Source organism: Roseomonas acroporae (assembly GCF_023223525.1).
GTDB classification, from domain to species: domain Bacteria; phylum Pseudomonadota; class Alphaproteobacteria; order Acetobacterales; family Acetobacteraceae; genus Roseomonas_E; species Roseomonas_E acroporae.
In genome coordinates this window covers 1-10583 of record NZ_JALPRX010000020.1, presented here as the reverse complement: position 1 = coordinate 10583, position 10583 = coordinate 1, and the positions used below count along the sequence as shown (strand labels likewise).

Below are 10583 nucleotides of genomic sequence, written 5' to 3'. Positions count from 1 at the left end.
GTCCGGCTCCGGCGCGGCGCGGGTGCGGCGGAGCGGCAATTGGTCCCAGAGCGTGCCAGCGGTGCTTGCCATGCGCCGATGCTAGGCAAAGCCGGGCGGCGCGGGAAGGGCGCATCTTGTGGGTGCGCCGGGGCCGCAGCCTCAAGATGCTGTGGCGCGCCGTCCCGGCCCGGCGCGGTTTTGCGCCGCCGCGCGGCTTGTGCGAAGTTGCGCCGCGCCCGATTTCCATGACGCATCCGCGGCGGCACCCCCCTGCCGCCCAAGGGAGCCCGCATGTCCTTCCTGCAGCGCCTTTCCGCGCGCCTCGCCGGCCGCGCGGTCGGCACCGATCGGTTCGGCAACACCTACTACGAGTCGGCCGCGAAGCAGCCGGTGTACGACCGCACCCGGCGCTGGGTGGTCTACAAGGGCGCCCCCGACCCGACCTCCATCCCGCCGGAATGGCACGCCTGGATGCACCACACGGTGGATGCGCCGCTCTCCGAGGTTAAGCGCTACGCCTGGCAGAAGGAGCACCGGCCGAACCTGACCGGCACGCCGGCCTCGTACCGGCCGGCCGGCCACGACTACGCGGGCGGCCAGCGCCGCGCCACCGCCGGCGACTACGACGCCTGGACCCCGGGTTCGTGACCGGAGCCTCCGGCCGGGGCGGGGCGGCGCCGATGGCGCGGCGACGGGCGGAGCACGGCCGGTGAGGGGGCGCGGCTTCGCCGAGACGGCGACCGGCGCCGTCGTGCTGCTGATCGCGGTGGTCTTCGTGGTCTACGCGCTGGCGAGCACCGGCCGCGCGACCGGCGGCGGCGGCGGCGGGCTCTCGCTGACGGCCCGCTTCGACCGGATCGACGGGCTGCAGCCCGGCGCCGACGTGCGGATCGCCGGCGTGAAGGTGGGCAGCGTGACCAGCCAGCGCATCGACCCGCAATCCTTCGCCGCGGTGCTCACCATGAGCGTGGACGGCGGCCTGCGCCTGCCCACCGACACCTCGGCCGAGATCACCAGCGAGGGGCTGCTCGGCGGCAAGTACGTGGCGCTGGTGCCGGGCGGCGCCGACGAGATCCTGCGGAACGGCAGCCAGATCAGCGACACCCAGGGCTCGGTGAGCCTGGAGGCGCTGCTCGGCCGCTTCATCTTCTCGGTGACGCAGCTCGCCTCCAACACCAGCCGCGAGAGCCAGGGCGCCGGTGGCGCGTCGGGCGGGTCCGGTGGCGCCACTGGCGGCGGCGCGGCCGGCGCCGGTGGCCGGAGCGGCGGGGCAGCGGCCCCGCGGCGGCCGTGAGGCGGCGGCCGTGAGCCTGGAGCCGCCCGCCCACTGGCCGGGCACCGACGGCGCGCCGCTGTCCTGCCGCGACAAGCTCAAGGTGCTGGAGGAGAACCACCGGGAGCTGGCGGCCATGCTGCGGGATGCCTTCGAGGACGCGGTGCTGATGGGCGTGGACGAGGCCGCGATGCGGCGCATCCTGACCGGCCTCGTCGAGTCCCTGCCCAGCCCGAAGCGGCCCGCGTGAGGGCCCGACGAGTCGGGATGGCGGCGCTGCTCCTTGCCGCGGCCGCCGGGGTAGCGGTCGGGGGGGCGCCGGGCGCCCTGGCGCAGTGGACCGTGCCGCGGGCCGACCCGCCGGCCGCCGAGCCGGCGCCGTCCGTGCCCGAGGAGGACGATCTCGACGCCACCTGGGTGCGCCGGGAGGTCGCCCAGCTCCAGGCGCTCGACAAGGTGACGGCGCGGATCTCGGTGTTCCAGGCGCGCGTCGGCCAGCCGGCGCGCTTCGGCGCGCTGACCATCCTGGTGCGGGCCTGCGATGCCCGGCCGCCCGACGAGGTGCCCGACGCGGCCGCCTGGATGGAGATCACCGACAGCCAGGCCCCGCCCGGCCGGCCGCCGGCCTTCCGCGGCTGGATGTTCGCCAACGCCCCCGGCGTGAACATGCTGGAGCATCCGGTCTACGACATCCGGGTGCTGGAGTGCCGCTGAGCAGGCACGCGCGACGGTAGTCCCGCGCCGCCCGGCGCCTCCCCGGTCCGGCCGTGTCCGGGCCGGAACGGCGCCAGCCCCTGATCCGCCGCGGTTTTTCCGGGTCGCCGGACGGATACGCCCGGCCGGAAACGCTCCCGGGTCACAGTTGCCGTCGCCGCGCGGCAGGCGGCGAACGCGGGGGGCCGAAGGGCGTTGAGGCCGTGTTCGCCCGTGCCATCGCGAAAGGTCCCGCCTTGCGACGTCGCGCCGTCCCCGCCGTCCGCCCTCGCCGCTGGGGAAGCCCGGCGCCCGTCGTCGCGGCGGCCGGACCGGACGGCCGGCCCCGGGCCGCCATCGGCCATGCCGGCGCGTGCGCCTAGCCCCGCCGGTCCCGAGGCGGGCGGGCGCCGGGCGCGACGCCGTGCCGGGCCGGTTCGCCGTGACAGGGCACGAGGCCGCAACGTACCCTGCCGCGTCGGTGGTGGATTCGCCGCCGGTCCTGGTGGCGGTGCGGGCGGCACGCCGGGAGGTGCGCAGCCGTGAAGGTCAGGATCGAGATCGACTGCTCCGCCGACGAGGCCCGGCAATTCTTCGGCCTGCCCGACGTGAAGCCGATGCAGGAGGCGGTGATGAACCGGCTCCAAGACCGCATGATGGACGCGATCTCGGCCGACACGCCCGAGGCGCTGATGCGCGCCTGGTTCCCCTTCATGCCGCAGACGCCGGAGGCGCTGCAGAAGGCGATGACCAGCTTCCTCAAGTCGCCCTTCGGCAAGCCGTCCGAGGATCGCTGAGGCGGCGACGCATCGCCGGCCCGGCGGGACCGCGCCCCGCGTGAGCGCGTGCCTGCCCGCGCCCCGTCCCGGCCGGCCGCACCCGGAGCAGTGGATGCGGGTGACGCCACTCGGGCTCCACTGCGAGCCCGGCGGCTTCTTCATCGACCCGATCCGCCCCGTGGACCGCGCCGTGGTCAGCCACGGCCATGCCGACCATGCCCGCCCCGGCCACGGCGCGGTGCTCGCCACCGCCGAGACGCTGGCGATCATGCGCGCGCGCATGGGCGAGGGCGCCGCCGGCCGGCAGCAGCAGGCGCTGGCGCCTGGGCAGGTGGTGACGCAGAACGGCGTGCGGGTCTGGCTGCGGCCGGCCGGGCACGTGCTGGGCTCGGCGCAGATCTGCGTGGAGTGGCGCGGCAGCCGGATCGTGGTCTCGGGCGACTACAAGCGCCGCTTCGACCCGACCTGCGCGGGCTTCGAGGTCGAGCCGGCACCGGACGTGTTCGTCACCGAGGCGACCTTCGCCCTGCCCGTGTTCCGCCACCCGCCGGCCGAGGCCGAGATCGCCCGGCTGCTGCGCTCCGTGGCGCTGTTCCCCGGGCGGACGCACGTGATCGGCGCCTACGCGCTGGGCAAGGCGCAGCGGGTGATCGCGCTGCTGCGCGCGGCCGGCTGGGAGCGGCCGATCTACCTGCACGGCGCGCTGCTGCCGCTGTGCCGCCTCTACGAATCCTTCGGCGTGCCGCTCGGCGAGCTGCGGCCGGCGACGGTGGCCGACAAGGCGCAGCTCGTCGGCGCGATCGTGCTGGCGCCGCCTTCCGCGATCGCCGACCGCTGGGCGAGGCGGCTGCAGGACCCGGTGGTCTGCCTCGCCTCCGGCTGGATGCAGGTGCGCCAGCGCGCCAGGGCGCGGGGCGTGGAACTGCCGCTGGTGATCTCGGACCACGCCGACTGGGACGAGCTGAACCGAACGGTGGACGAGGTGGGCGCGCCGGAGGTGTGGGTGACGCACGGGCGCGACGACGCGCTGGTGCACGCCATGGCGCAGCGCGGCCTGCGCGGGCGGGCGCTGCATCTGGTCGGGCTGGGCGAGGAGGACGAGGGCGGCGAGGCGGATCCCGCGGGGGGCACCGGCGGCACGGCCGGGGAGCCCGCCGGAAGCGGGGCAGCCAGCGGGACGGCCATCGGGGCAGCCAGCGGGGCCGCCAGCGGGACGGGCGAGGGAACGGCGTGAGCCTGCCCCGCTTCGCGGCGCTGCTCGACAGCCTGATCTTCACCCCGGGCCGCAACGCCAAGCTGGCGCTGCTGCGGCAATGGTTCGCGGAGACGCCGGATCCCGAGCGGGGCGTCGGGCTGGCCGCGCTGACCGGCGAGCTGGCCTTCAGTGCCGCCAAGCCGATGCTGATCCGCGACCTGGTGGCGACGCGGGTCGATCCGGTGCTGCTGGCACTCAGCCACGACTACGTGGGCGACTTCGCCGAGACGGTGGCGCTGATCTGGCCGCCGCGGGCGGGCGTCAACGCGCCGGCGCCCGACCTCGCCGACGTCGTCGAGGCGCTGGAGCTGACGCCCAGGGCCGAGCTGCCGGCGCTGATCGCGGGCTGGCTCGACGCGCTCGACGCGACCGGCCGCTACGCGCTGATCAAGCTGGTGACGGGCGGGCTGCGGGTCGGCGCCTCGGGGCGGCTGGCGCGGCTGGCGCTGGCGGAATGGGCCGGGCGGGACGTGGCCGAGATCGACGAGGTCTGGCACGGGATCAGGCCCCCGTACCTGCCGCTGTTCCGCTGGCTGGAGGGGCGCGGCGAGCGGCCCGATCCGGGCGGCGCGCCGGTGTTCCGGCCGCTGATGCTGGCGCACCCGCTGGAGGATGCCGACATCGCGGCGCTCGACCCCGCGCAGTGGCGCGCGGAGTGGAAGTGGGACGGCATCCGCGTGCAGCTTTCCGCGGCCGCCGGCGGGCGGCGCCTGTGGAGCCGGGGCGGCGAGGACGTCTCCGGCGCCTTCCCGGAGATCGTGGAGGCGATGGAGTTCCACGGCGTGCTGGACGGCGAGCTGCTGGTGATCCGCGACGGGGCCGTCGCGCCCTTCGCGGACCTCCAGCAGCGGCTCAACCGCAAGGCGGTGACGCCGAAGCTGATGCGCGACTTCCCGGTGGGCGTCCGGCTCTACGACCTGCTCTTCGACGGCGCCGAGGACCTGCGCGCGCTGCCCTTCGACGAGCGCCGCGCGCGGCTGGAGGCGTGGCTCGCGCGCGTGGCGCCGGCGCGGATGGACCTCTCGCCGCAGATCGCCTTCGCCGGCTTCCAGCAGCTCGCGGCGATCCGCGAGGGGGCAAGGGCGGCGAGCATCGAGGGGCTGATGCTCAAGCGCGCCGACAGCCCCTACGTCGCGGGGCGGGTGAAGGGGCTGTGGTGGAAGTGGAAGCGCGAGCCGCTCTCGGTGGATGCGGTGCTGATGTACGCCCAGCGCGGCCACGGCAAGCGCAGCAGCTACTACAGCGACTACACCTTCGGCGTCTGGCAGCCGGACGGCGAGGGCGGCGAGGCGCTGGTGCCGATCGGCAAGGCGTATTCCGGCTACACCGACCAGGAGCTGGCCTGGCTCGACCGCTGGATCCGCAACCACACCACCTCGCGCTTCGGCCCGGTGCGGGAGGTGGAGAAGGCGCTGGTTCTGGAGGTGATCTTCGACGCGGCGCAACGCTCCTCGCGCCACAAGTCCGGCGTCGCGCTGCGCTTCCCGCGCATCGCGCGGATACGCACCGACAAGCCGGCGAGCGAGGCGGACCGGCTGGAGACGGTGATGGCCTTCATCGAGCACCATCCGGCCGAGGGGACCGGTACCGCCCCGCGCGGGTCCTGACCCGTGCGGGACGGAATGGCGCACGGGATCGGCGGGGCGGCCGCGCGCCTGGCCGGGGAGGCATGCCGGCCCGCATCCGTGCGGACCGGCAGGGGGCGGGCGCCGCCCGGTCGGCCGTGCCGGCGCATCCGAACCGCCGCGGGTGCGTTGCGGGCGTGATGGAGTGGAGAGTGCCGATGTCCGACGATGACGACCTGCCGCCTCCCTGGGACACCAGCCGTATCGACATGCACGACAACCGGCAGGTGGCATACTGGGCGGAACGCTGGAACGTGACGCCGATGCAGCTCGAGGCCGCCGTGGATTCGGTGGGCGATTCCACGGCGGCGGTGGCACGGCTGCTGGGCAAGAAGGCCGTGCCATGACGCGCCTCGCCCGCGGGGCGTTCGGAGCGGCGCTGCTGCTCTCGGCCTGCGCCGCGCAGGCCGGCAGCACGGGCGGGCCGGCGGTGGTCGGCACCGACTGGGTGGCGCGCACGATCGGCGGCATGCCGGTGGCGGAGGGCTCGCGCGTGACCCTGCTGCTGGCGCCCGACGGACGGATATCCGGGAGCGCCGGCTGCAACCGCTACACGGGCGGCTACCGGCTGGATGGCAGCCGGTTCAGCCTGGCCGGCGAGGGCGCCGCCGTCGCCACCACGCGCATGGCCTGCGTCGATCCGGTGGTGTCGCAGCAGGAGACGCGCTTCCTGGCGCAACTCGCGCAGGTACGTGACGCGCGGGTCGACAATTCGGGCACGCTGCACCTCACCGGCACGGGCGCGCGCCTGGAATTCGTGGCCGCGCCGAGGGGCAGTATCGGGCGTTAGAGCATTTTCAAGCTGAGCGTCCTCGCTCAGCGGCTCGGAAAATGCGCCGGGGCAAAGGCCGGAACGGCTCCAGAGCGGATCGCCGGCGGGCGGGCACGCCCGGCGGCGTGAAGCCGCTCTTTCCGAGTCGCTGGGCGTACCTGCCCGCGAGCCGGAAGCGGCGCGGAAACGAAGGTCGGAGCGGCCTCCGCCCGATCATGCCAGGCGGCAGGCCTCCCGCCACTGGCTGCCGCCCGGCTCCGGGCAGGCGGCCGCTCGCTCGAACGTCGGGCCGGCGGTCAGGCGCCCGGCCCCTCCATCCACGAGGCGAGCGCGGCGAAGCGTTCCGGGTCGGCCAGTACGCGCGGCACCTTGTGCTGGCCGCCCAGCTTGCCCTGCGAACGCATCCAGCCGGCGAAGGCGCCGGGGCGCAGCAGGCGCAGCGCCGGCGCGTCGAGCTGGCCGCCCTGCCGGTGCGCGGCGTAGTCGTCGTTCAGGGCCGACAGCGACGCGTCCAGCGCGGCGGCGAGCGGCGCGGCGAGGGCGGGGTCGGCGGGTGCCGTGGGTTCCAGCAGCACGAGGTGGTGGCCACGCAGCGCGCCGAAGACCGGGCCCGCCGTGTACTCGGCGGCGTCGACGCCGTGCCGCGCGCAGGCCGCCAGGATCGCCCGCTCGATCTCCTCGCCGCTCAGATGCTCGCCGAAGGCGGAGAGGTACCAGGCGGTGCGGCCGGTCACGAGCAGGCGCGGCGGGTTCCTCTCCACGAAGCGCACCGTGTCGCCGACGAGGTAGGACCAGAGGCCGGCGCAGGAGGAAACGACCACGGCGTATTCCGTGCCGGTCTCCAGCGTCGCGGCCCAGTGCCGGGTGGGGGCGGGAGAATCCAGCTCCTCCACGGGGACGAATTCGAGGAACAGGCCGCGGTCGAGCACGAGCCGCATGCCCTCGCCCTCGCCACGGTCGGCGATGGCGAGGAAGCCCTCGCTGGCCGGGTACACCTCGCGCGTGGCGCAGCCGGGCGGCAGGAAGGGGGCGAGCCGGTCGCGGTAGGGCGCCCAGGCGACGCCGCCATGGATCAGCAGCTCCAGCCGCGGCAGGGCGGGGCGGCCGTGGCGGCGTTCGAGCTGCTCGAACAGCATCAGCAGCCAGCTCGGCGTGCCGGAGAGGATGGCGACGCGGTCGGCCGGGACGGCGTCGGCCAGGGCGGCGAGCTTGCGGTCCCAGTCGGCGATCAGGGCGAGGTCGGCCGGCGGGAAGCTCCAGGGGCGGGCCCAGGCCGGCACCTCGCGCGCGGCGATGCCGGAAAGGTCGCCCTGGAGCACGCCGGGCGCGGGGGCCTCCAGCGCGGTGCTGCCGCCGAGCAGGAAGGAGAGCCCGCCGAGCGGCCGCGCGCGCGGGTTGGCGGCGAGGTGCCAGCACAGCACGTCGAGCGCCGCGCCCCGGTTCGAGCGCACCATCGCGCGGCTGACCGGGATGTACTTGGTGGTGCCGGAGGTGGTGCCGGAGGAGAGGGCGAGATAGGGCACCGTCCCCGGCCAGGTGGCGTCGCGCAGCGCCGGGTAGGCGGGCTGCCACCAGTCGCGCCAGAAATCCTCGTAGCGGCGGAGCGGCACGCGGGCCCGGTAGGCGGCGACCAGCGCGTCGTCGTCGGTCGCGCGCCCGATGGCGTCGAAGCCGTGCGCCTGCCCGAAGCGGGTGCGCGCGGCGCGTCGCAGCAGGCGGCGCAGCCCGGCCGCCTGGGTGGCGGCGGGATCGAGCGCGCGCAGCCGGGCGAGGCGGCGCGCGGCCCAGGCGCGCAGCAGCGGCGTGGCATCGAAGGGCGGCGTCGGCAGCCTCATCGGGACGGATCCGTCGCGGCCGGCCGCGCCCGGGCCGTCCCCGTGGGCGGCGTCACGGCGCCGGCCGCAGCGTGGTGACGTGCGGGAATTCCGCCGCCACCGTCTCCGGCCGCAGCGGCATGCGGATGCCGCGCCGCGCGCGCCAGAGCGGCACCTGGTCCGCGAAGGCGTCGCTGCCGAGCCAGCCATCCTGGCCGCCGAACAGCGTGAACCAGTTGGCGTCGGGGTCGGCGAGGTCGGAGACGTGGCGCGCCATGGAGCCGAAGGAGACCTCGTGCGGGCCCTGCACCAGCCCGTGCCCGGTCTTCATCGGCGTCTCGCGCGAGCCGCCGACGGGGAAGCTGTCCTGCACGAAGCGGCGGCCGAGCACGGGCAGGTTCACCAGCCAGTGCGCCACGCGCAGCCGGTGCACCGTGCCCCAGTCCGCCCAGCGCGCCGCGTCTTCCGCCATGCCGGCCACGGCCTCGCGCAGCAGCGTGGCGCGCGCCTCGGCCGGCAGCGCGTCGAGGTCGCGCAGCAGGAAGGTGGTGATGTACGCCCATTGCGTTTCCGGGCCGCGGCCGCCGGCGAGGCCATCGCCGGAATTGCCCTGGGCCCCGGCGTTGGCGACGCCGCGCACCACCCCGCGCAGCAGCAGCTCGAACAGCAGCGCGGCGCGCGAGTCCGGCGCGTAATCGCCGTCCCAGCCGCGCAGCGGGGCGAGGAGGGCGGGATCGGGCGCGCCGCCCGGCAGCGCGTCGAGCCGTGCCAGCAGCCCGGCGGCGAGGCCGGCCGCCCGGGGCGAGGTGGTGTCGGTCTGCAAGGCGGTCAGGTCGGCGGGGGTCAGGCGCGGCCGGGCGCGCAGCAGGGCGCGCAGCCGTTCCACCCGGTCGTCGTCGGAGAAGAAGATGCCGATCGGCGGGCCGCCGGCCATCGCCGCCGGCGGGCGGTTGTTGGCCGAGGCGAGCAGCCCCTCGGGCGGGTCGATCAGCGCCGGCAGGCTGCGCGCATCGATCAGGCGCTGCCAGGGGGCGAGGTTGGCGGCGGTGGCGGGCAGCACCGGGTCCGTCTCGGGCAGGCCGGGGCGGTCGGGCAGGGTGGTGGCGAGGACGTGGCCGATGCCGCCGGCGCGGTCCGCGTAGAGCATGTTCTGCGCCGAGACGCCGAAGCCCGCGAAGGCGGCGCGGAATTCGGCGCCGTCGCGCGCGCGGGCGGCGCGCAGCAGGGCGGTGATCTCGTCGGTCGGCTCGTGGCCGATCCAGCGCAGCGCGATCGCATCGCCGGGGCGGTGCGGCACCACGGCGGCGTCGGTCATCACCGGGCCGTAGGCGGTGCGGCGCAGGGTGCGCGCGGCGGGGAACCAGAGGCGCCGGCGGATGCGGGTGCGCTCCTCGCGGATCTCGCCGGGCGGCAGCGCCGACACGTCGAACAGGTCGGAGGAGGCGGCGCGCATGTTGGTGCCGCCCCAGGCGAGCCCGGGGTTCCGCCCGAGGCCGAGGAAGGGCAGGCCCGGCACCATCAGCCCCACCGCGTGGTAGGAGGGCGAGCGCATGCCGACGAGCAGCCAGAGGTTCGGCAGGTTGAGCGAGAGATGCGGGTCGCTGGCCAGCATCGCCGCGCCGCTGGCGCTGTGCGCCGGCGCCACCGCGACGGAATTGCTGCCCGAGCGCGACAGGCCGGCGAGCAGCGTGGCCAGTGCCGTGGCGTCCGCCCGCGTCTGGGTGGTGGCGAGGCTGCCGCCGGCCTCGCGCATCCGGCGGAAGCGTTGCGCGTAGCCCGGGCCGCCGCGCCCGGGCAGCAGGGTGAAGTAGGAGAACCAGTCCACGTCGCTGCCGGCGAGGCGGCCGACCGCCAGCATGTCGGCCACCGTGTAGGGCTCGCGCGGGAGGCCGAGCAGGCCGGATTCCGGCGGCCGGCGGGTGTGGGCCTGCGCCCAGTTCAACCCGGCGACGAAGCGCTCCACGAAGGCGCGCGTCTCCGGCGGGAAGCGCCGTTCCACCTCGGGCGCGGCGTGGCCGAAGTCGAGGATGCGCAGCGCGTGGTCGATGTCGGTGGCCAGCGGTCCGGCGATCTCGGCGAGCCGGCCGCGCGCCACGGCGCGCATCACCGCGATCTGCGTGCCGCGCAGGTGGTAGTGGACGAGGCCGAGCGCGAAGGCGAGGTCGCGGTCCGTGCCGGCCTCGATCCAGGGCACGAGATGGTCGTTCCAGCGCAGCGTGACCGGCGCGTCCAGCGGCAGCCCCTCGGCGGGCAGCGCCGCGATGCGCTGCGCCACCGTGACCGGCCGGGGCGCGAGCGCGGCGCAGCCCGGCAGCAGCGCGGAGAGGGCGAGCAGCAGCGCCCCCTGCCGGCCGAGGCGCGACGCGACGCCGGGCGGTCGGGTGGCGCCG

11 protein-coding genes are annotated in these 10583 nt (G+C 75.9%); 9 read left to right on the top strand and 2 right to left on the bottom strand.

All coding sequences use genetic code 11. The features are described 5' to 3' along the window. Positions 1-273: 273 nt before the first annotated feature. The 9 genes from M0638_RS05780 (at position 274) to M0638_RS05740 (ending at position 6397) form a co-directional block, all read left to right on the top strand. Positions 274-630, top strand: a complete 357-nt coding sequence (locus tag M0638_RS05780) for an NADH:ubiquinone oxidoreductase subunit NDUFA12 (RefSeq protein WP_248666014.1) — start codon at positions 274-276, stop codon at positions 628-630. Positions 631-691: 61 nt separating this feature from the next. Then, positions 692-1276 (top strand): outer membrane lipid asymmetry maintenance protein MlaD, encoded by a 585-nt coding sequence (gene mlaD, locus M0638_RS05775; protein WP_248666013.1) that lies wholly within the window; start codon positions 692-694, stop codon positions 1274-1276. Between the two features lie 16 nt (positions 1277-1292). Then, positions 1293-1505, top strand: coding sequence for a hypothetical protein (locus M0638_RS05770; protein ID WP_248666016.1), 213 nt, complete (start codon positions 1293-1295; stop codon positions 1503-1505). Between the two features lie 17 nt (positions 1506-1522). After that, a complete protein-coding gene (locus M0638_RS05765) occupies positions 1523-1969 on the top strand; it encodes a DUF2155 domain-containing protein (protein WP_248666012.1) in 447 nt (148 codons plus the stop codon). A 521-nt stretch (positions 1970-2490) separates the two neighbouring features. Then, complete coding sequence (locus M0638_RS05760) at positions 2491-2745, top strand: DUF6489 family protein (protein ID WP_248666011.1); 255 nt, start codon at positions 2491-2493, stop codon at positions 2743-2745. A 94-nt stretch (positions 2746-2839) separates the two neighbouring features. After that, positions 2840-3961, top strand: coding sequence for a ligase-associated DNA damage response exonuclease (locus tag M0638_RS05755; RefSeq protein ID WP_248666010.1), 1122 nt, complete (start codon positions 2840-2842; stop codon positions 3959-3961). Next, a complete protein-coding gene (locus M0638_RS05750) occupies positions 3958-5589 on the top strand; it encodes a cisplatin damage response ATP-dependent DNA ligase (RefSeq protein WP_408903017.1) in 1632 nt (543 codons plus the stop codon). Before M0638_RS05755 ends, M0638_RS05750 begins: the two co-directional genes overlap by 4 nt. A gap of 176 nt (positions 5590-5765) precedes the next feature. Then, positions 5766-5954: a DUF3606 domain-containing protein gene (locus M0638_RS05745; RefSeq protein ID WP_248666009.1), complete on the top strand. Its 189-nt coding sequence runs from the start codon at positions 5766-5768 to the stop codon at positions 5952-5954. After that, positions 5951-6397 carry an META domain-containing protein gene (locus tag M0638_RS05740; protein ID WP_248666008.1) on the top strand — a complete coding sequence of 149 codons (447 nt, stop codon included), beginning with the start codon at positions 5951-5953 and terminating at the stop codon, positions 6395-6397. The genes M0638_RS05745 and M0638_RS05740 overlap by 4 nt, the downstream gene beginning before the upstream one ends. Positions 6398-6675: 278 nt before the next feature. Here M0638_RS05740 and M0638_RS05735 read toward each other — a convergent pair whose 3' ends face one another. Both M0638_RS05735 and M0638_RS05730 read right to left on the bottom strand, forming a co-directional pair. Continuing rightward, positions 6676-8214 carry a GH3 family domain-containing protein gene (locus M0638_RS05735; RefSeq protein WP_248666007.1) on the bottom strand — a complete coding sequence of 513 codons (1539 nt, stop codon included), beginning with the start codon at positions 8212-8214 and terminating at the stop codon, positions 6676-6678. Positions 8215-8266: 52 nt separating this feature from the next. Further along, positions 8267-10583: penicillin acylase family protein (locus M0638_RS05730; protein WP_248666006.1), on the bottom strand; the 2317-nt coding region annotated here is incomplete at its 5' end.

Coding starts and splice junctions, on each gene's coding strand:
- M0638_RS05780 (WP_248666014.1), top strand. CDS start 274: ATGTCCTTCCTGCAGCGCCTTTCCGCGCGCCTCGCCGGCCGCGCGGTC.
- M0638_RS05765 (WP_248666012.1), top strand. CDS start 1,523: ATGGCGGCGCTGCTCCTTGCCGCGGCCGCCGGGGTAGCGGTCGGGGGG.
- M0638_RS05755 (WP_248666010.1), top strand. CDS start 2,840: ATGCGGGTGACGCCACTCGGGCTCCACTGCGAGCCCGGCGGCTTCTTC.
- M0638_RS05745 (WP_248666009.1), top strand. CDS start 5,766: ATGTCCGACGATGACGACCTGCCGCCTCCCTGGGACACCAGCCGTATC.
- M0638_RS05740 (WP_248666008.1), top strand. CDS start 5,951: ATGACGCGCCTCGCCCGCGGGGCGTTCGGAGCGGCGCTGCTGCTCTCG.
- M0638_RS05735 (WP_248666007.1), bottom strand. CDS start 8,214: ATGAGGCTGCCGACGCCGCCCTTCGATGCCACGCCGCTGCTGCGCGCC.